Genomic DNA, 20707 nt, shown 5'->3' with positions numbered 1-20707 from the left:
CGTGCCGGGTGCGGCAACCCCACGGTTGCCGCACCCGCGCGCCGGATCGGCTATCGGTTGCCTCATGGGTGGTGATGGGGACCCACCGGGGTGGGCTCCAAGCCTGCTTCGTGCCACTGCGCGAGAGCTTCCTTCTCCAACGGCGTGGGGATGAACCCACTGGGAGCGAAGATCTGCGACGGAGGTGCTTGGTGCTCGTGCACAGCGCGATCGCCGTTACGCAGGGCCCGTAGCGAGACCATCATCGCGGCCCCGAACACGATGATCACCAGCAGCGCGTACACGATGGACAGGGTGCCCTGTACCGCCGTATTACGCACCACCGCTTCGATGGCTTCCGGAGTTTTCGCGGTCTGGAACGAGTCCGCCCCGGAGGCCAGTGCAGCCTTGGCCTGGGAGTGGATCGTCCAGTAGCCGATCTTGGGGTTGGTGCTGAAGATCTTCTGCCAGGAGGCGGTCATCGTCACGATGAGTACGAAGAACAGCGGCAGCCCAGGAATCCAGGCCCAGGTGGGGCCGACCTTCTTCATCGTGACCGCGAAGACCACGCACAGGGCGATGACGGCCAGCAGTTGGTTGGCGATGCCGAACAGCGGGAACAGCATGTTGATGCCGCCCAGCGGGTCGGTCACCCCCATGTACAGGATGCTTCCCCACGCCAGGACCATCACCGAGGTCGAGATCCATGCCCCAGGAACCCAGTTCGGGTCCTTGAAGCGGGCCAGGCCGCGGACGTTGCTGACCGCGTCGGAGAACATGAAACGCGCCACGCGGGTCCCGGCGTCGATCGTGGTGAGGATGAACAGCGCCTCGAACAGAATGGCGAAGTGGTACCAGAAAGCCTTGTCTCCCAGCAGGTTCAAGCCGGGGACCTGGTGCATGACCTCTGACATTCCAAAGGCCAGGGTGGGGGCGCCGCCGGTGCGGGAGATGATCGATTCCTCACCGACTGCCTTCGCTGCCTGCGCATAGACGCTGGGGTCCACCGCCGGCAGCGTGGTGCCGCCGGGGGAGACCAGCCCGAGGCTGTTGGTGTAGGCGGCGGCAGCCTCCGGGGTGCCGCCGGTCAGGCCGGCCGGGGCGTTCATCGCGAAGTAGACGTGCTGGTCGATGATGCACGCGGCGACCAAGGCCATGATCGCGACGAAGCTCTCGGTGAGCATGCCGCCGTAGCCGATCATGCGGGCTTGCTTCTCTTTTTCGATCAGTTTCGGTGTGGTGCCGGAGGCGATGAGGGCGTGGAACCCTGAGATCGCGCCGCAGGCGATGGTGATGAACAAGAAGGGGAAGAGCTCACCTGCGAACGCCGGGCCCGTTCCGGTGCGTGCGAATTCGGTGACCGCAGGCATCTGCAGCTCCGGCCGGACGATGAGGATGGCGATAGCCAGCATCACGATCGTCCCCACCTTCATGAAGGTGGACAGGTAGTCACGCGGAGCCAGCAGCATCCACACCGGCAGCACAGCGGCGATGAAGCCGTAAATGGCAAGTGCGATCGCCAGGGTCGGCTTGTCCAGCACGAAGATGTGGCCCCAGTCGCTCTGGGAGACCCAGCGGCCGCTGACGATTGCCGCGAGCAGCAGCGCCACACCGATACCGGAGACCTCCGAGACCTTGCCGGGGCGCAGGTAGCGAAGGTAGAAGCCCATGAAGAAAGCGATGGGGATGGTCATCGCCACGGCCCACACCGCCCAGGCGCTCTCGGCCAGGGCACCGATCATGACGACGCCGAGCACCGCGATGAGGATCACCATGATGGTGAGCACGCCGACGATGGCGGCCCAGCCGCCGACCGGTCCGAGCTCATCCCGGGCCATCTGACCCAGGGTGCGCCCACCGCGGCGGATCGACAGGTGCAGCACCATGTAGTCCTGCACGGCCCCGGCCAGGACCACCCCGAAGATGATCCACAAGGTGCCGGGCATGTACCCCATCTGGGAGGCCAACACCGGCCCCACCAGAGGACCCGCGCCGGAGATGGCGGCGAAGTGGTGACCGAACAGCACCCGCCGGTCGGTCGGCATGTAGTCCTTGCCGTTGTCGAACTCTTCGCCCGGAGTTGCTCTGGTGTCATCAGGGCGGTGAATCTTATGTTCGATAAGCGTTGCGTAGAAACGCAACGCCAGCAGATAACTTCCGACGGCGGCAAGAACGATCCAGATGGAGCTGACGTGCTCGCCTCGGGAAATGGCTAGCATGGACCAGCCGATAGCAGCCACGACCGCGATCGCCGCAAACACGATCTTCGCGGGGCCGGACAGGCCTGGCGGCTCGACCACCGCGACCGGTGGTCGATCGGGGTCCGTGCGGATCATGCGGTCTTGCTGATTTGCCACACTGGACATGGGTTTCTCCTGCTATGAGGTGGCTCGAATGTTGCGCACATTAGTTCGTAACCACCACGCGCGGGGGGACTCGCCGATAACGACATGGTTCGTTTTGTTCCCGGGGCTGGAGCCCTCAGATTCGACGACGGTCCGCCCGGACAAGAGATCGGTAGGGGCGCTGCGGTGCGATTCAGCGACGTCGATAGGTGACGAAGGCAAAAGCGCAGCGATCATCGCGGGCGATTTCCACCCATTGCGCCGGGTCCACCTCGGGGAACAACACCTCACCTTGGGCGGGGGCGTCGCATTCGGTCAGTTCCAACCGAGTCGCTCGGGGCAGTAGCGCTTGGTAGATCTGGCCACCACCAACGACCATGATCTGCTCGCCCCCCGGCAGGCCGGCCGCGAGGGTCACGGCCTCGTCGATGTCATGGGCGAGGTGGGCCCCGGGGGCCGACCACGAGGGGGAGCGGGTCAGCACGACGCTTTCGCGTCCCGGCAACAGACGGCCGATCGCCTCGAAGGTGGCCCGTCCCATGAGCAGCGGATGCCCGCTGGTCAGCGCCTTGAATCGCTGGAGGTCTTCGCGGAAGTGCCACGGCTGGGACTGCCCGTCGCCGATGACCCGGTTGGCAGCGACCAGGGCCACGAAGACGAGCTCGGGCTGTGGTGCGCGCTGAGGGTGGGCGTTCATACCGCGATCGGTGCCTTGATGCCGGGGTGCGGGTCGTAGCCGAGGAGTTCCACGTCCTCGATGACGAAGTCTTCCAACGCGCGCCGCTCGGGGTTGAGGCGTAGCTGCGGCAATGGACGGGGTTCGCGTTCCAGTTGGAGTTTGGCCTGCTCCAGGTGGTTGAGGTAGAGGTGCGCATCGCCGAAGGTGTGAATGAATTCGCCCGGCACCAGACCGGTGACCTGCGCCATCATCGCAGTGAGCAGAGCGTAGGAGGCGATATTGAACGGGACGCCGAGGAAGAGGTCGGCGCTGCGCTGGTAGAGCTGGCAGCTCAAGGTGCCGTTGGCGACGTAGAACTGAAACATCGTGTGGCACGGCGGCAAGGCCATCGAGTCCACTTCGGCGACATTCCACGCCGAGACCAGGTGTCGCCTGCTGTTTGGGTTGTTGCGCAGCGAATCCACGACAGCCGCGATCTGGTCGATGCTGCCGCCATCAGGCGTGGGCCACGACCGCCACTGGTGGCCGTAAACCGGGCCGAGGTCTCCGGACTCGTCGGCCCATTCGTCCCAGATGCTGATGCCGCGCTCTTGCAGCCACCGCACGTTCGTCTCTCCGCGCAGGAACCAGCACAGTTCCCCGACGACCGAGCGCAGGTGAAGCCGCTTGGTGGTCACTGCGGGGAAGCCTGCCGCCAGGTCGAAACGCATCTGGTGCCCGAATACCGAAAGGGTGCCGGTGCCCGTCCGGTCTTGACGTGGGGTTCCGTTGTCCAGGACATGGCGAAGAAGGTCGAGATACGGCTGCACGCCACCACCGTACGAGAAAGGCTGTGCCAGAGGTGAGCGGGGGACAATCCCGGCTCGGCATCCCAATGACCAGACCGGGTGGTGCCTGGACGAGTAGGTAGGCCCCAGGAGGATCGGGGTGATCCAGGTCACATGAAAACTCCGAAAATTGCCGTAACGGAAGCCTCGGCGCAGCGATGTCATCTGTGAACGCGGCGCTACTCGAACCCCCGAGCGAGTAGCGCCGTGTTTTTTTATGCCCGGGCGCAACAGCCCCGCGGACTTCGCCCGATCGCCGTGCTGATACGTGTTTTGGTGGGATGCCCGTGGGAGGTGGCACCCGGGCGTCGGTGGCAGGCGTTACCGTTTAGCCCATGTCGACACCTGCTTTCGGTCGCGTCCTTACGGCCATGGTCACTCCGATGAAGGAGGACGGTGCGCTCGATCTGGACGCCGCCGCCTCCCTGGCGTGCCATCTGGTCGATCACGGCAACGACGGCCTTGTCATCAACGGCACCACCGGCGAATCCTCCACGACCACCGATGAGGAGAAGTCGGCGCTGCTGCGCGTCGTCCTTGATGCGGTGGGGCAGCGGTGCCGAGTGATCGCCGGGGTCGGTACCAATGACACCCGGCACACGCTGCACCTGGCCCGGGCGGCTGAGGAGGTGGGAGCGCACGGCTTGCTCGTCGTCACTCCGTACTACAACAAGCCCCCGCAGTCCGGGCTCATCGCCCACTTCCGCCAGGTGGCTGACGCCACGGAACTGCCGGTCATGCTCTACGACATTCCCGGGCGCTCCGGGGTTCCGCTCACGGTGCCCACCCTGCTCGACCTTGCTTCGCACCCGCGGATTCTGGCGGTCAAGGATGCCAAGGCCGACTTCTGGGCTGCTAGCGAGGTCATGCGGGCCACCGATCTGTTGTGGTACTCCGGCAACGACGGCGACAACCTGCTGCATCTGGCCCAGGGCAGTGTGGGGGTAGTGGGAGTGACCTCTCACGTGGCGGCCGGTCGCTACGCCGAGATGGTAGCGGCGATGGAATCAGGCGATATCGACACCGCGCGCCGTATCCACTTCTCCCTGGTGCCGGCCGTGAACGCGGTGATGGGCATCACCCAGGGCGCTATGAGCGTCAAAGCTGCACTGGTAGAGCAGGGAGTGCTCACGTGCGACGCGGTACGTGGGCCCCTGCTGACTCTGACTGATGACGAACGCGCGCGTCTGCGCGCCGGACTGAAGGAATCTGGACTGCTGTGAGCCATCCGCACCCCGAGTTGACCACCCCGCCACCGCTGCCACCGGGAGGCGTACGCATCGTCGCCCTGGGAGGTCTGGGCGAGGTCGGTCGCAACATGACCGTGATCGAGCATGAAGGCCGACTGCTCATCGTCGACTGTGGGGTGCTCTTCCCTGAGGATCACCACCCGGGCGTCGATCTGATCCTGCCGGACTTCACCTACATCGAGGATCGCCTCGACGATGTCGAGGCTGTCGTGCTCACGCACGGCCACGAGGACCACATCGGAGCCGTGCCCTATCTGCTGCGGCTCAAGCCGGACTTGCCACTGGTCGGCTCGACGCTGACGTTGGCTCTGGTCGAGGCCAAGCTCAAGGAACACCGCATCAAGCCCTACACCCTGGGTGTGGCCGAGGGGCAGCGCGAACAACTGGGGGTCTTCGACTGTGAATTCCTGGCTGTCAACCACTCCATCCCGGACGCGCTGGCGGTAGCGATCCGCACCGAGGGCGGGCTCATCCTGCACACCGGTGACTTCAAGATGGATCAGTTACCGCTGGATAAGCGCCTGACCGACCTGCGCGGCTTCGGTCGACTGGGTGAAGAAGGGGTCGATCTGTTCCTCGTCGACTCCACGAACGCTGAGGTGCCCGGCTTCACCACCCCGGAGAAGGACATCTACCCGGCCATCGAACGGGTGTTTGCCAAAGCCAGTCGGCGCATCATCGTCGCCTGCTTCTCCTCGCATGTGCACCGTGTCCAGCAGGTCTTGGATGCTGCGGCCCAGAACGGCCGCAAGGTAGCCGTCGTCGGCCGTTCGATGGTGCGCAACATGGGGATCGCGGAAGACCTGGGTTATCTACACGTACCGCCGGGCGTGATGGTCGACATCAAGAAGCTCGACACCTTCCCCGAGGACCAGCAGGTACTCATCTGCACCGGGTCCCAAGGGGAACCGATGGCGGCGCTGTCCCGGATGGCCAACCGCGATCACAAGATCGAGGTCGGTGAGGATGACACCGTCATTCTGGCCAGTTCACTCATCCCGGGCAATGAGAACGCCGTCTATCGGGTGATCAACGGGCTCATGCGTCTGGGCGCCAACGTCGTGCACAAGGGCAACGCCCGGGTACACGTATCCGGCCACGCCAGCGCCGGTGAGCTGCTCTACTGCTACAACATCGTCCAGCCCAGCAACGTTATGCCGGTGCACGGCGAGTGGCGCCATCTCGTCGCCAACGGCGCCCTGGCTCAGCAGACCGGTGTCGCTGCCGAGCGCGTGGTGCTGGCCGAGGACGGCGTTGTGGTCGACCTGGTCGATGGCATCGCCAAGATCACCGGCGCGGTGGACTGCGGCTACGTCTATGTCGACGGTTCCTCGGTGGGCGGCACAACAGAGGCGTTGCTCAAGGATCGCCGCATCCTTCGCGACGAAGGGTTCATCACGGTGGTGGTCGCGGTGGACTCCTCGACGGGACGTATCACCTCCGGCCCGGAGATCCTGGCCCGAGGTTTCGCCGAGGACACCTCGGTGTTCGAAAACGTGGCGGCCCAGATCAAGAGCGCGATCGAGGAGTCCACAGCGCGCGGAGTCACCGACTCCCACCAGCTGCAGCAGGTGGTGCGACGGACCGTAGGTGGCTATGTGGGTGGCAAGCTACGGCGCCGCCCGATGATCATTCCCGTGGTCATCGAGGCCTAGATCGGTTCTCGCCGGGTGAGCAGAGCGACTTCGATCACCTGCTCGCCCGGCGCTCACCTGCAGAGATCTCGCGCACGGTCGTGGATTTGTCTGTACGGCAAGGAGATTGGTTAACAGTGCCGATTGCGCTGGCTCGGATGCGCGGTCGCTGCCGAGTGCTGTCGCGTGAGGTGGTGGCTTGCCGGCATGAGCCTGCGTGCGCGGCGCGCCGGGGACACGTCCCTGGACGCCCGTCCCTCGTCGCCTAACCTGCAAGGGTGGCCTCACGTAACGCTTCGTCTACCCGCCCTTTGACACGAGGATCGTCTCGCACGTCGTCGGGGCGCTCAGGAGCGCGGCCTGCGCAGTCGCGGGGATCTGCAGGGTCCAAGGGCCCGACGCGCGGCGGTGCGCGGGGGAGTACCGCAGCCAAACCGGTGAAGAACGGCCCGAGTTGGCCGTGGCGAGCAGTTCGTGGAACGTGGATGGGGGTGGCGCATGTGACTGGTGGGGCGGTTCGTCGGGTTGGTCGCAGCGCCGGTGACTTGGAGCAGGAACATCGCCGGGATGGCCTGGGGCTGCTGCTGGTGGCCTTGGCGCTGATCGTCGCCCTACGTGAATGGTGGGGCTTGGTCGGCCCGGTCGGGGACGCGATCCACGCGGTCGCGGCGGGGACCTTCGGGCGAGTGGCGCTGGTGCTTCCTATCGTTTTCCTGCTGTTCGGGATCCGCATCCTGCACCGGCCCGATGACGAGCGGGGCATCAACCGGATCACGATCGGGGTGACCTGCCTGGCGTTCTCGGTGTGCGGTCTGGTGCACCTCTCGACGGGCGCGCCCACCCCTTCGGCCGGATTCGTCGCGCTGCGCGAGGCCGGCGGGATGATCGGCTATCTCGCGGCAGCTCCGCTCGCGGCCGGGCTGCGAGTGTGGGGCACCGTCCCGTTGCTGGTGCTCCTGGGTATCTTCGGTCTTCTCGTCGTCACAGCCACCCCTGTGCACCGCATCGGTGATCGCCTCGCAGAGGCCGGTGAACACCTCTTCGGCTCCAGCGGCGGAAACGCCGCCGACGCTGACTCTGACAGCTCGGGCGGCAACCGACGCAACGGCGCTCGGCGCTCGCGCTCGGCTCAGGACGGCCCCCGGGTGGGCGACGAAGCCTTCGAGCAGGCTGCTCAGGTCCACGGTGGCAAGCGTCGCAAACTCGCCTCCGGCTCTGCTGCCAGTCGGCGCCCGGCCAAAGACGAGCAAGCCCCGCCTGCAGAAGCGCCCGCGCAACGCAGCGAGCCGGCCGCCGCGGCGCCTACACCCAAGGCGGTAGCCCACCCGGAGCCGCGCCCGAGCGCACCGGCGCGAGTCGAAGCCAAGACGTTGGAAGCGCCGCCCACCGAGCCCCTCCCGCAGCGGGTGGAGCAACTGGTCATCACCGGCGACGTCACCTACACCTTGCCCGACCAGGCGATCCTGGAACCGGGTTCTCCGCATAAGACCCGCAGCGCCGTCAACGACCAGGTCGTGGAATCCTTGACGAGCGTGCTCGACCAGTTCGGGATCGATGCCCAGGTGACGGGCTTCTCACGTGGCCCGACGGTCACCCGGTACGAGGTGGAGTTGGGCCCCGGCGTCAAGGTGGAGCGGGTCACCGCCTTGAGCAAGAACATCGCCTACTCGGTGGCCAGCGCGGATGTGCGAATCCTGTCCCCCATCCCGGGCAAGTCGGCCATCGGTATCGAGATCCCCAACGCCGACCGCGAGAAGGTCAGCCTGGGCGATGTGCTGCGCAGCCAGGTGGCCCACCGCAATACCCACCCGATGGTGATGGGTGTGGGCAAGGACGTCGAGGGCGGCTATGTCATCGCCAACCTTGCCAAGATGCCGCACCTGCTGGTCGCTGGGGCGACCGGCTCGGGTAAGAGCAGCTTCGTCAACTCGATGATCACCTCGATCCTGATGCGCAGCACCCCCGATGAGGTGCGGCTCATCCTGGTCGACCCCAAACGGGTGGAACTGACGGCCTACGACGGCATCCCACACTTGATCACCCCGATCATCACCAACCCCAAGAAGGCCGCCGAGGCCCTGCAGTGGGTGGTGCGCGAGATGGACGCTCGCTATGACGACCTGGCCGCGTTCGGGTTCAAGCACATCGACGACTTCAACAAGGCGGTGCGCACGGGTGCAGCGACCCCGCTGCCAGGTTCGGAGCGGGTGCTGCAGCCCTACCCCTACCTGCTGGTTGTCGTGGATGAGCTCGCCGACCTGATGATGGTGGCCCCCCGCGACGTCGAAGAGTCGATCGTGCGAATCACCCAGCTGGCGCGCGCCGCCGGCATCCACCTGGTCCTTGCCACGCAGCGCCCGAGCGTCGACGTGGTGACGGGTCTGATCAAGGCCAATGTGCCCAGCCGGATGGCGTTCGCGACGAGTTCGCTGGCCGACTCCCGTGTGGTGTTGGACCAGCCGGGGGCCGAGAAGCTCATCGGACAGGGCGATGCACTGTTCCTACCGATGGGCGTCAACAAGCCCATGCGTGTGCAGGGGGCGTGGGTCACCGAGTCCGAGATTCACCAGGTGGTCGAGCATGTCACCGGCCAGCTGAAGCCGAACTACCGCGAAGACGTCACGCTCAAGGCGGAGAAGAAGCACGTCGACGAAGACATCGGGGACGATCTGGAGTTGCTCCTGGCTGCGGCTGAGCAGATCATCTCCACCCAGTTCGGCTCCACCTCGATGCTGCAGCGCAAGCTGCGGGTCGGGTTCGCCAAGGCTGGGCGCCTGATGGACCTACTCGAATCACGCAACATCGTGGGCCCCTCCGAAGGCAGCAAAGCGCGCGATGTGTTGGTGAAGCCCGACGACCTGGCCGAGACGTTGGCGATGTTGCGCGGAGACACCCCGGCGGAGCCGAGCCCCGCAGCCGAGCCCACAGCCGATGCTGGGACTGAGGAAGCCTGGTACGACGGCGCGGACGAGGACGAGGACAGCGAGGATGCCTGGGCTCTGACGGGGCGCGACGCAGGGCGATGAGGGCATGCTCTTCATGGTTGTTCGTGGCCGTGCTCGCCGGTTCTGTCTCCCTAGCCGGGTGTTCAGGGATTCCACCTGAGCCGTTCGTCGTCAGCGACGCCGCCAGCCGGGCCGCCGCCGCCCAGACGCAGGCGAATGAGTTGTCGGCCTCTTTCGCGGCGCTAGCCAGCACGGCAGGTGGGCAGATCGCGGTGGCGTGGGCGCCGGTAGGGCAGCCGGAGAAAGTGCAGCACCTCGGCTTCACCACCGACGACGACGCCTGGTCGACTATGAAGGTCCCCATCGCGCTGGCTGCGGCCCTGGACGCCGAAGGCGATGAAGACAAAGAGAAAGTGTGGACCACGGCTGCGCTGACCGTGTCCGACAATGACGCGGCTGCCCAGTTGTGGCGCAGCCTGGGCGATGTCCAGCGGGCCAGCAGCAAGGTCGAGGCACTCTTGCGCGATGCGGGTGACACCCGCACCCAGGTGGCACAGGACGAGCGGGGCGTGCGGCGTGGTTTCGGGCGCACCTCCTGGACGGTGAGTGACTCCGCCCGTTTCACGGCGGCGCTGCCCTGCGAACCTGAGGCAACCCGCGTGCTTGCACCGATGGGCCAGGTGACCCCGGAGCAGGCGTGGGGGTTGGGGAAGCTGCCAGGGTCGGCATTCAAGGGTGGGTGGGGGCCGAGTGCGCACGGCTACCTCGTCCGCCAGATCGGTCTGCTGGATCGGGGCGAGGGGCAGGTGGCGGTGGCGCTGATGACCCAGCCCAAGGACGGGGAACACGAGACGGGGACAGCCACGGCCAGCGCCCTGGCCACCTGGATCTCCCAGAACCTACGTCCCGGCGACGCCGGGCGCTGCGCCTTGCCGCAGTCGACGCCGACCGACTAGCTACCCGGCTCACGTCCGGGCCCCCTGCTCACGCCGGGTCTGGTTCAACCGCCTGGTCAAGGGTTTCGATGGTGGCCAGATTGGGCTCATCGGTACGCCCGCGGGCGTGGCTGTGCGCGTCCTCAAGCACCCGCAGCAGGTTCCCGCCGGCCAGGAGCGCTCGTTCCTGCCTACTCCAGCCGCGCTCTTCGAGGGCGGCGAAGAGGCGCGGGTAGCCGCTCACATCCTGCAAACCCTCCGGCAGCATCGCTGTTCCGTCGAAGTCGGCGCCGATGCCGACATGTTCTACCCCGGCAACCTCCCGGAGGTGCTCTACATGGTCGGCCACCTCGGCGACCCCGACCGGCGGGGGTGGGCCCACACGGCGCAGTGCGAAGTCCAGCAGAACCGCGTGGTTCTCGGTGTCGATTCCGGCTTCGGCCGCCTGTTCGTCGACCTGCGCCTCCCAGGCATAGCGCGCCGGGGAGCAGAAAGCCGGCACGAAGGTGGCGCAGCAGACCCCGCCGCTTGCGGCCATCTGCTGCAGGATGTCGTCGGGCACATTGCGGGGGTGATCGCACAGCGCACGAGCCCCGGAGTGGGTGAACACGATGGGCGCTGCGGAGGTCTCCAACGCCGCACGCATGGTGTCCGGGGAGGTGTGGGACAGGTCCACCAGCATCCCGAGTCGGTTCATCTCCACCACCACGGCTCGCCCGAATGGAGAGAGCCCGTGCAGCCGCGGTGGGCGAACCGCGCAGTCGGCCCACGGCAGGTGTTCGTTGTGGGTCAGCGTCAGGTAGCCGACGCCGAGCAGGTGCAACATGCGCAACACCGCCAAGGACGAACCGATGCTGTGTCCACCTTCAGCGCCCAACAGCGAGGCGATCCGGGCGCTGGCGCGCGCCTGCGCGATGTCATCAGCCGTTCGTGCCAGGGCGAACGTCTCGGGGTGGGCGGCGAGCAGTCGGTGCACGGCGTCGATCTGCTGCAAGGTGACCGCGACGGCCTGCGGTTCGGGCAACGTCCCGGGCACGAAGACCGACCAGAACTGGGCTCCGACTCCGCCTGCAGCCAGGCGCGGCAGGTCGGTCTGGGTGGGGGAGCCGTGCTGCAGGTTCAGCGCGTTCCAGTCACCTCCGGTGAGCTCTCGGGCCGCCCACGGTAGGTCGTTGTGAGCATCGAACAGGAGCGGGATTTGCGGTGCCGTCATCGCCCCAGCGTGCCACCGGGCCAGGGGTCGGCGTCGTGGTTCACCACGTAGAGTGGGGGCCATGATGGGCGAAGACGGCAAAACTCACGGATCAGTTGCTGTCGTCACCCTGGGGTGCGCTCGAAACGATGTCGACTCCGAGGAGTTGGCCGGGCGGCTGCGCGAGGGCGGTTGGACCCTGGTAGAGGACCCGGCAGATGCCGACGTCGCACTGGTCAACACCTGCGGCTTCGTCGAGCAGGCCAAGAAGGACTCCATCGACGCGCTTTTGGAAACGGCCGACCTCAAAGACAGCGGCAAGACGCAGAAGGTCGTGGCAGTAGGTTGTCTGGCCGAACGGTACGGCGAACAGTTGGCAGCGGAACTGCCCGAGGCTGACGCCGTGTTGGGGTTCGACTCCTACACCGACATGTCCGAACATCTGCGTTCGATCCTGGCCGGCGGGGCGCCGGCCTCGCATGCGCCGCGAGACCGTCGCACTCTGCTGCCTCTCTCACCGGTGGAACGCCAAGCTGCCTCCGCGTCGGTAAGCGTGCCGGGACACAGCAATCAGCCGGATGGGTTCGCCCCCCGCGCCCGCTTGGGCTCGGCACCGTGGGCGCCGCTGAAGATCGCCAGCGGTTGCGACCGCCGGTGCGCCTTCTGCGCGATCCCGGCATTCCGCGGCTCGTTCGTCTCCCGTCGCCCCACCGAGGTCATCGCCGAGGCGCGCTGGTTGGCCGAGCAGGGCGTGCGCGAAGTCTTCCTCGTGAGCGAGAACTCCACCTCTTACGGCAAGGACCTGGGTGACCTGCGCTTGCTGGAGGCGCTGCTACCGGAGTTGAGTGCCATCGAGGGGATCGAGCGGGTGCGGGTCTCCTACCTGCAACCGGCAGAGACGCGTCCGGGGCTGCTGGAAGCAATTGCCGGCACTCCCGGGGTGGTCCCGTACTTCGACATGTCTTTCCAGCACGCCAGCCCGACCCTGCTGCGCGCCATGCGCCGGTTCGGCTCCCCTGAGGACTTCCTGTCCCTCATCGACCGGATCCGTGATCTGGCACCGCAGGCCGGGATCCGTTCCAATGTCATCGTCGGATTCCCCGGGGAGAGTGAAGAAGACGTCGACATCCTGGCGGACTTCCTCACCCGTGCCCAGCTCGATGTCGTCGGCGTGTTCGGGTACTCCGACGAGGACGGCACCGAGGCGGCTTCGGCCGGGCACAAACTCGATGAGGACGTGATCGAACAACGCCGGGAGCGCATCGCCGACCTGGTGGAAGAGTTGATGACACAGCGGGCGCTGGAACGCATCGGCGAGCAGGTCCAGGTGCTCGTCGAGGGTGTGGAAGAAGGCGAAGAGGGCCCGATCTCGGTCGGTCGGGCCGCGCACCAGGGACCTGAGGTCGATGGCGTGTGCCTACTGGACACCTACCATGAGGTCGGCACGATCGTGACCGGGCAGGTTGTGGACGCCGAAGGTGTGGACCTGCACGTGCAGGTGGATGAGGCCGACTCATGAACGAGCACCAACCGGCAGCCACCGCAGCGGCGGTCGTCAGCCCCTGGAACATCGCCAACGCGCTGACCATGCTGCGGATCTTCCTGGTTCCGGTCTTCGGATGGTTGCTGCTGCGCGAGGGCGGAATGGAAGCGACCTGGCGCTGGTGGGCGTTCGGGGTGTTCGTCGTAGCGATGATCACCGACCGGCTCGACGGCGACATCGCCCGCGCCAAGGGGCTCATCACCGACTTCGGAAAGATCGCCGATCCCATTGCCGACAAGGCGCTGACCGGGATGGCCTTCATCGGGTTGTCGATCATCGGGCATCTGTGGTGGTGGGTCACGATCGTGGTCCTGGTGCGCGAGATCGGCATCACGGTGCTGCGCTTCGTTGTCATCAAACACGGCGTGATGCCGGCCAGTAAGGGCGGCAAACTCAAGACCACGCTGCAGGCAGTCGCGTTGGGACTCTTCGTGACTCCGCTGCTGGGGTTCTGGCATTGGATCGGCGTGGTGGTGATGGCGGCTGCGGTGCTCGTCACGGTCTGGACGGGCATCGACTATGTTCTGCAAGCCCGTCGACTCGTGGCAGGAGAACGTCGTGACTGATGACCCGGCCCGCGATGCCCTGTCCCGACTACTGGCCCGTCAGGAGACTCTCGCGGTGGCCGAGTCGCTGACCGGCGGGCTGGTGTGCGCAGCATTGACCGAGATCTCGGGATCCTCCGCCGTGGTGCGCGGCGGCGTCGTCGCCTACGCCACGGACGTCAAAGCCGGTGTCGTCGGTGTCGACCCGGCGCTACTGAGCGCGGGGGGTCCGGTGCAAGCCGAAGTCGCCGTGCAACTCGCGCGCGGGGTTCGGGACCTGCTGGGTGCCGACTGGGGTGTTGCCACCACCGGGGTAGCCGGGCCCGGACCTGCCGACGGCCACCCGGCCGGTACGGTCTTCATCGCCGTGTGTGGCGAACGTTCGCGGGTGGAACGCCTCGACCTGGATGCTCAGGCGGGTCGCTCCGGAGTGCGGGATGCCTCTGTCGCGGCAGTGCTGCGGCTTTTGGCCGCTGCCCTCAGCGACGCGGAGTAGCTTCCGAGTCCGCCGTAGATGCTGCTTTCGCGGTGTCGTGCGCTCGACACGGGGCGGTGGCCTCGCTGCCGTGCGGGTTCGCGGGCTACCCTGGGCTGAAGACAGGAGGTGGGGCATGGCCACGCTAGTGCGAACCCATGTTGGCGAAGTCATTCGTTCGTCGCGCCGTGAGCAAGGGCGCACGCTGCGTGATGTCGCGGCCGCTGCTCGGGTCTCGCTGGGCTACCTCAGCGAGGTTGAACGGGGCGAGAAGGAAGCATCCTCAGAGCTGCTCGCTGCGATCTGCGAGGCTTTGAACCTGCCACTGTCGCGGTTGTTCGGCGACGTCTCGGTGCGCCTGGCCAAGGCTGAGGCGACCCAGCTGGCGCCTACCGTCACCTTGCCGTTGCGCGATCTGGACGCCAGGGCCTCCGCCGCCTGAGTCGGGGTCCGGCGTGGATGGCCCCTGCTGGCCGAGAATCAGCGCCGCGTGCGGTAATTCGAGCGTTTAGAGGTCGATGTCGTACCCAACGGGCGTTGCGGAGCGCCGTCGTCATCGGGGCCGAGGCCCCCTTGGCAGGTCGGACAGGAGAACATCGTGCGCGCCTGTGGCGCCGGGCCGATCATCGAGACGCGGATCGTGTCCCCGCAACGGCGGCAGGGCCGTCCCGAACGGGCATGCACATAATGCTCTTCGCCACGCCGACGTGAGCCGGTGGTGGATTGCACCGCATGGGGGAGATTCGCCGTCATCAGGCGGTGGGCACGCCTGATGACCCGCTGAACCTGCTCGCGGCCTAGGTCGGCGGGCGTCGCCCAGGGATAGACCCCCTCGAGGAAGAGCGCTTCGCTGCAGTACAGGGTGCCGATGCCGGCCAGGTTGCGTTGATCCAGTAACGCTTCGCCCAGGCTGACAGGGCTGGCCAACACGTGGGTCAGCGCTTGGTCCTCATCCCAGTCGACGCCCAAGATGTCTGGGCCCAGATGCCCCACCAGCCGGTGCTCATCTGCGGTCGGGATCAGATCGAGCATCCCCAGTCGCACCCCGAGCGCGGTCCAGGACTCGTTCGCGACGACTGCCCGGACCGACGGGCTGACCCGAAGCGGCTCTGCGGTACGCGCGATGCGCCAACTGCCTTCCATCCGCAGGTGTGAGTGCACGCTCCAGCCGTCTTCCACGCGATGCAGGATGTGCTTGCCGCGGGCCACCACCTCCAGCGTGCCGCGACCGGCGAGCCCGCCACCCTCCAACTCACCCCAGCGCAGTTCGCAGCGGGTCAGTACCCGCCCAGCCAGCGCCTCGTGCAGCCGCTGCGCCGTGCGCAGCACCACATCTCCCTCAGGCACGGCGGATCCGCAATCCGCGCGGGGTGGCGTGGAAACCTGCTTCTTCCAAAGCGGCGGCCAGCGCCGAGTGGGAACCGAGCACGGCGGCTCCGTCGACTTTGCTGACGGTGAGCCTGCCCAGCGCCCCGGCCTGCACCGCCTGGGCAAGACCTTGTGCGGCCGCGGCCAGAACCACGGGGTCCTGGCTCCATGTCAGCAGGGTGCGCCCGCCGCGTTCGACGTACAAGACCAGGTCACCGTCGTGGAGAACCACCAGGGCGCCTGCCTTGCGGGCGGGGCGGTGTTTGCCGCCTTCCGCGTCCTCTAGCGGGCGCGGCGGCCAAGCCAGCGCTGCACCGTAGGGATTGGCCGGGTCGGTCGCGGCCAGCACCAGCGCACGGATGGGTTCCTGCTCGGTGCGCTCCCGCACACCGGCCCCGGAGGCGGTTCGAAGCCGGTCCACAGCTGCGGCGGAAGCGAACTGGGACGCGCCGAGATGCTCGACGAAGTAGCCACGACGAACCCCGCCTGCGTCTTCGGCAGCTCGCAGTACGCGGTAGAGCGCGGCGAAGCCGCCCGGCGCCCCCTCCGCAACGACCGCACCGCGGGTAAGGACTCCGTGGCGGTCGAGGAGCACCTCGGCAGTGGCCAGGCCGCGTGCCGTCGGGTCGGTCAGGATCGGAGGCAGCAGGGTCCATCGGCCCGCCCCACGCGCCGGACCCGAGCGTGTCGGCATGTCCGGGCGGGCAAACCGGGGACGAGAACCCAGTGCGCCCACACCGCGCCGGGGAAGACGAGCCGTGCGGGGAGCGCTGCGGCGTGGCTTGTGGGCGCTGTGCCCCCCTGCCAACAGGGCTCGCACCGGTGCGAAGGTGTCATTGGACAACCGTCCCGCCCACACCAGAGACCACACGGCCTCCAACAGCTCCGCGTCGTCGGTGCTGCCGGTGGCCTGGCCCAGCCCGCGGAAGAAGTACGCCCCACCGCCGGCCATCGCCTCCACGATGCTCTGTTCCCTCTCGGTGAGGGGGTCCTCGCCCGGGGCCGACAACGTCAACGGTGCGGTGTCGGTGAGGTGCAAGGACACCCAGCCGTCGTCGCCGGGAAGCGCGCCGTGACCCTGCCAGGTGATCTCGCCTGCGGCGAGGGCCTCATCCAGCAGCGCGGGGGAGTAGCGCTCGACCCGCGCCGGCAGGACCAGGGACTCCACGGCGCTGGCGGGGAGGCGGGCCCCGCAGAGTTGCTCGACGGCGCGGATGAGACCGTCGAGGCCGCGTAGAGAACCGGTGCCCACGCCCTGCCAGGCCGGCAGGAAACGGGCCAGATCAGTGGTCGTAACCGGCTCGACCTCGGCGCGCAGCGCGGCCAGGCTGCGACGGCGCAAGGTGCGCAGCACGTCGGCATCGCAGAAGTCGACCGTCGTCTCGTTCGGACGCAGCTCTCCCTCGACCAGGCGCCCGGCGCTGACCAGACGGCGCAGCGCATCTCGGGCCACGGCCTGCCCCAGCCCGAAGCGCGTCGCGAAATCTTGCGCGGTGAACGGTCCCCGGCGCCGGGCGAAGCGGGCGGCGATGTCGCCCAAGGGGTCGGTGACCGGCTCCAGGAACGCATCCGGCAGGCCGACCGGCAGCGCGGTGCCCAACGCGTCTCGTAGCCGCGCGGCATCTTCGACCGCGGCCCAGCGCAACTCGCCCCCGATGCGCACCTCGATGAGTCGGCGGGCGGACTGCAGCCCGGTCAACCACTCGGGTACCTGCTGGTGATGTTCAGGCTGCGTGCGCGCCAGGACCTCGGCGCCGGACAGCGGACCGAGCCGTCGCACCAGGTCTGCCACGTCCTCGGCGTGCCGACACGCCATCTCGGGGTCACGCCCTTGGAGTTCGAGCTCGGTCCGGGCGATCACCTCCGGGTCGAGCAGGTCACGCAGCGCCGCGCCGTCGGCACGGCCGAGCAACTCGGCCAGCAGCGTCGGGTCCAGGGCCAGCGCCGCGGCTCGCCGTTCGGCCAGCGGCGAATCGCCTTCGTAGAGGAACTGCGCGACGTAACCGAACAGCAGACTGCGAGCGAAGGGGGAGGGGGTCGGGGTATCGAGCGCGACGATGTTGACCTGCCGGGAGGCGATTGAGCGCATGAGCTCCACGAGAGCGGGCACGTCAAAGACGTCCTGCAGGCATTCCCGGACAGCCTCCAGGACGATCGGAAACTCCGGATAGCGCGTCGCCACCTCCAACAGTGCCGCCGCACGTTGCCGTTGTTGCCACAGCGCCGCCCGCCGCCCAGGGTTGCGCCGCGGCAGCAGCAACGCCCGACCTGCGCATTCGCGGAAACGGGAAGCGAACAGCGCAGAGGAGCCGACCTCTGCGGTGACCAGGTCGGCGACGTCCTCGGGGTCGATAAGGCATAGGTCGGCGATGGTGCCCAGGTCGCCCAGGTCGCTGCCTTCCTCGAACTCCATGTCGGGCAGGCGCAGCACGATGCCGTCGTCGCCGTGCATGGCCTGCACCTCGATCCCGAAACGCTGCCTCATCCGAGCGGCGATCACTAACGCCCACGGTGCGTGCAGTTGGGAACCGAAAGGGGAATGTATGGCGATCTGCCAGTCCCCGATTTCGTCGCGGAAGCGCTCCAAGACAATGGTGCGATCGGAGGGCACCTGGGCGGTGGCTTCTTTCTGTTCCTGCAGGTACGTCAGCAGGTTGGTTGCAGCCCATTCGTCCAGCCCCGCTTCACGGACCCGTTTGCGGGCTGCCTTGGGGTTCGCGCTGGACACTTCCCGGACGAAGGCCCCAACTGCGGCGCCCAACTCGGCGGGTCGCCCCAAGGTGTCTCCCTTCCAGAAGGGCAGCTTGCCGGGCTGGCCCGGGGCGGGGGAGACGAACACCTGGTCGTGGGTGATGTCCTCGATCCGCCACGAGCTGGTGCCCAGGGTGAACACGTCACCCACCCGCGATTCGTACACCATCTCTTCGTCGAGTTCACCCACCCGGCGTCCCGGCCCTTCACCGGCCAGGAAAACCCCGAACAGGCCGCGGTCGGGGATGGTGCCGCCGCTGGTGACGGCAAGGCGCTGCGCCCCGGGGCGCCCGGTCAGGGTGTCGCTGAGGCGGTCCCACACCAGGCGAGGACGCAGCTCGGCGAATTCCTCGCTGGGGTAGCGCCCGGCCAGCATGTCCAGAACGGAGTCCAACACCGTACGGCTCAGGTCGGCGAAGGGCGCAGAACGTCGTAGCAGGGCGAGAAGTTCGCCAACGCCCCACTCATCCATCGCCGCCATCGCCACAACCTGTTGGGCGAGCACATCCAGGGGGTTGGCCGGCACATGCAGGGCCTCGATCTGCCCGGCCCGCATTCGTTCGACCACCACCGCCGTCTGGACCAGGTCGCCGCGGTATTTGGGAAAGAAGACCCCGTGGGAGACCGCTCCGACGCGGTGCCCGGCCCGCCCCACTCGCTGCAGACCGCCGGCGACGCTCGGCGGGGACTCGACCTGCGCCACCAGGTCGATTGCGCCCATGTCGATGCCCAGTTCCAGACTGCTGGTGGCCACCACCGCAGGCAGCGTGCCGCTTTTGAGCCCGGTCTCGATCTGAGCGCGCTGCTCTCGACTGACCGAACCGTGATGGGCGCGGGCCAGCACCGCAGGAGCCCCAGCAGAGGAGCCGGCAGCAGCCATCACCTCGGCGGGAGGCTGCGCGGGAGCAGGCTTCGGCGAGGCAGCCTCCTGAGGTTGCCCGGCCGCCAGCCGTTCCTGCCAGATCTCGTTCAGGCGCGTTGTCAGTCGTTCCGCGAGCCGCCGCGAATTGGCAAAGATCAGCGTGGAACGTTGCTGCGTCACCAGATCGACGAGTCGTTCTTCGACATGCGGCCAGATTGAGGTGCGCTCGCGAGCGCCTGCGGCGGAACCGCTCAGGTCCTCGGTCACCTGGCCCAGGGAAGACATGTCTTCGACGGGCACCACCACGTCGAGCTGCCACTGCTTGGTCGATACCGGGTCGACGATCTCCACCTGTCTGCCCCCGGCGAGGTAGCGCGCCACCTCAGGCAGCGGGCGCACCGTGGCCGACAACCCGATGCGTTGTGCCGGGGTGGGCAGTAGCGCATCGAGCCGGTCCAGACTGACCGCGAGGTGGGCCCCGCGCTTGGTGCCGGCCAAGGCGTGGATCTCATCGATGATCACCGTCTCCACCCCGGCGAGCGCCTCCCGGGCTTTGGAGGTGAGCAGCAGGAACAGCGATTCGGGAGTGGTGATGAGGATGTCGGTGGGCCGACGCGAGAAGGCGCGCCGCTCTTGGGGGGTGGTGTCGCCGGAGCGCACCGCCACCTCGACCTGCGGAGTGCCCAGACCCAGTCGCGTCGCGGCATGCCCGATCCCGACCAGCGGGGAGCGCAGGTTGCGCTCGATGTCGACAGCCAGCGCCTTCAACGGGGAGATGTAGAGAACTCGGCAGCGTTGGGTCTCCTGCGGCACCGGCGTCGTGGACAGGCGATCCAGCGCCCAAAGGAAGGCAGAAAGCGTCTTGCCGGAACCGGTCGGTGCCACGACCAGGGTGTGCGAGCCGGAACTGATGGCTGCCCAGGCGCCCTCTTGGGCGGCGGTGGGCGCGGCGAAAGAGGCCCGAAACCACTCCCGGGTGGCGGGGGAGAACTGCTGGAGAACGTCGGCCATGGTGTTCCTAGCCTGCCATCTGCCACCCCCAACCCTTCGCCGCAGCGCTGAAGTGCGCGCCCCCGGTGGGCGCGTCTGCTCCGGCGTGTTTGACTGCCGGGCGTGAAGGAAAGCGAGTTCTGGCGCTACATGACCGATGAGTTCGGCGAGGACTACGCTCGCGTGCTCGCCCGATCACAGACCTTGACCCCACTCGGCGGGGCTACCGCTGAGCAGGCGCTTGAGGCGGGCACCCCGGCAAAACGGGTGTGGGAGGCGGTGTGTGAGCACATGAGCGTGCCGGAGTCGAGACGTTTCGGGCGCGACCTACCGCTGAAGAACAACCTTGATGTGATCTGAGTGCGGCCGGGCGCTGCTGCTCAGGCG

General features: G+C 67.4%; 15 protein-coding genes. 9 read left to right on the top strand and 6 right to left on the bottom strand.

Annotated features, from left to right (window positions below; genetic code table 11):
* Window positions 1-62: 62 nt before the first annotated feature.
* From G9V96_RS03270 to G9V96_RS03260, 3 genes are all read right to left on the bottom strand, one after another.
* Window positions 63-2345, bottom strand: coding sequence for a carbon starvation CstA family protein (locus tag G9V96_RS03270; protein WP_168581760.1), 2283 nt, complete (start codon window positions 2343-2345; stop codon window positions 63-65).
* Between the two features lie 172 nt (window positions 2346-2517).
* Window positions 2518-3021 carry a dihydrofolate reductase gene (locus G9V96_RS03265; RefSeq protein WP_168581759.1) on the bottom strand — a complete coding sequence of 168 codons (504 nt, stop codon included), beginning with the start codon at window positions 3019-3021 and terminating at the stop codon, window positions 2518-2520.
* The gene (locus G9V96_RS03260; protein WP_168581758.1) at window positions 3018-3812 is read right to left on the bottom strand and encodes a thymidylate synthase; all 795 of its coding nucleotides are present in this window, start codon (window positions 3810-3812) and stop codon (window positions 3018-3020) included. Before G9V96_RS03260 ends, G9V96_RS03265 begins: the two co-directional genes overlap by 4 nt.
* 353 nt (window positions 3813-4165) lie before the next feature.
* Here G9V96_RS03260 and dapA point away from each other — a divergent pair, with 353 nt between their 5' ends.
* The 4 genes from dapA (at window position 4166) to G9V96_RS03240 (ending at window position 10615) form a co-directional block, all read left to right on the top strand.
* Window positions 4166-5053 (top strand): 4-hydroxy-tetrahydrodipicolinate synthase, encoded by an 888-nt coding sequence (dapA, locus tag G9V96_RS03255; RefSeq protein WP_168581757.1) that lies wholly within the window; start codon window positions 4166-4168, stop codon window positions 5051-5053.
* The gene (locus tag G9V96_RS03250; protein WP_168581756.1) at window positions 5050-6735 is read left to right on the top strand and encodes a ribonuclease J; all 1686 of its coding nucleotides are present in this window, start codon (window positions 5050-5052) and stop codon (window positions 6733-6735) included. The genes dapA and G9V96_RS03250 overlap by 4 nt, the downstream gene beginning before the upstream one ends.
* Before the next feature lie 464 nt (window positions 6736-7199).
* Window positions 7200-9740, top strand: coding sequence for an FtsK/SpoIIIE family DNA translocase (locus G9V96_RS03245; RefSeq protein WP_210424449.1), 2541 nt, complete (start codon window positions 7200-7202; stop codon window positions 9738-9740).
* Window positions 9737-10615, top strand: coding sequence for a serine hydrolase (locus tag G9V96_RS03240; protein WP_168581754.1), 879 nt, complete (start codon window positions 9737-9739; stop codon window positions 10613-10615). Before G9V96_RS03245 ends, G9V96_RS03240 begins: the two co-directional genes overlap by 4 nt.
* 28 nt (window positions 10616-10643) lie before the next feature.
* Here G9V96_RS03240 and G9V96_RS03235 read toward each other — a convergent pair whose 3' ends face one another.
* Window positions 10644-11807 carry a dipeptidase gene (locus G9V96_RS03235; RefSeq protein WP_168581753.1) on the bottom strand — a complete coding sequence of 388 codons (1164 nt, stop codon included), beginning with the start codon at window positions 11805-11807 and terminating at the stop codon, window positions 10644-10646.
* 61 nt (window positions 11808-11868) lie between these two features.
* Between G9V96_RS03235 and rimO the strand changes: the two genes are divergently transcribed.
* From rimO to G9V96_RS03215, 4 genes are all read left to right on the top strand, one after another.
* Entirely contained in the window at window positions 11869-13305 is a 1437-nt protein-coding gene (rimO, locus tag G9V96_RS03230; RefSeq protein WP_226913430.1) for a 30S ribosomal protein S12 methylthiotransferase RimO, read from the top strand.
* Window positions 13302-13895, top strand: coding sequence for a CDP-diacylglycerol--glycerol-3-phosphate 3-phosphatidyltransferase (pgsA, locus tag G9V96_RS03225; RefSeq protein WP_168581752.1), 594 nt, complete (start codon window positions 13302-13304; stop codon window positions 13893-13895). The genes rimO and pgsA overlap by 4 nt, the downstream gene beginning before the upstream one ends.
* The gene (locus tag G9V96_RS03220) at window positions 13888-14370 is read left to right on the top strand and encodes a CinA family protein (protein WP_226913428.1); all 483 of its coding nucleotides are present in this window, start codon (window positions 13888-13890) and stop codon (window positions 14368-14370) included. Before pgsA ends, G9V96_RS03220 begins: the two co-directional genes overlap by 8 nt.
* 115 nt (window positions 14371-14485) lie before the next feature.
* Window positions 14486-14791, top strand: a complete 306-nt coding sequence (locus G9V96_RS03215; protein WP_168581750.1) for a helix-turn-helix domain-containing protein — start codon at window positions 14486-14488, stop codon at window positions 14789-14791.
* Between the two features lie 38 nt (window positions 14792-14829).
* Here the strand turns inward: G9V96_RS03215 and G9V96_RS03210 are convergent, their stop codons facing one another.
* Together G9V96_RS03210 and G9V96_RS03205 are read right to left on the bottom strand one after the other, a co-directional pair.
* Window positions 14830-15696 (bottom strand): DNA-formamidopyrimidine glycosylase family protein, encoded by an 867-nt coding sequence (locus tag G9V96_RS03210; protein ID WP_168581749.1) that lies wholly within the window; start codon window positions 15694-15696, stop codon window positions 14830-14832.
* Window positions 15689-20341 carry an ATP-dependent helicase gene (locus tag G9V96_RS03205; RefSeq protein ID WP_168581748.1) on the bottom strand — a complete coding sequence of 1551 codons (4653 nt, stop codon included), beginning with the start codon at window positions 20339-20341 and terminating at the stop codon, window positions 15689-15691. The genes G9V96_RS03210 and G9V96_RS03205 overlap by 8 nt, the downstream gene beginning before the upstream one ends.
* Window positions 20342-20443: 102 nt before the next feature.
* Between G9V96_RS03205 and G9V96_RS03200 the strand changes: the two genes are divergently transcribed.
* Entirely contained in the window at window positions 20444-20680 is a 237-nt protein-coding gene (locus G9V96_RS03200; RefSeq protein ID WP_168581747.1) for a DUF3046 domain-containing protein, read from the top strand.
* Window positions 20681-20707 lie beyond the last annotated feature (27 nt).

The organism is Gephyromycinifex aptenodytis, assembly GCF_012277275.1.
GTDB lineage: Bacteria > Actinomycetota > Actinomycetes > Actinomycetales > Dermatophilaceae > Gephyromycinifex > Gephyromycinifex aptenodytis.
The sequence above is the reverse complement of the archived record's forward strand: the minus strand, read 5'-3'. Positions and strand labels throughout refer to the sequence as shown.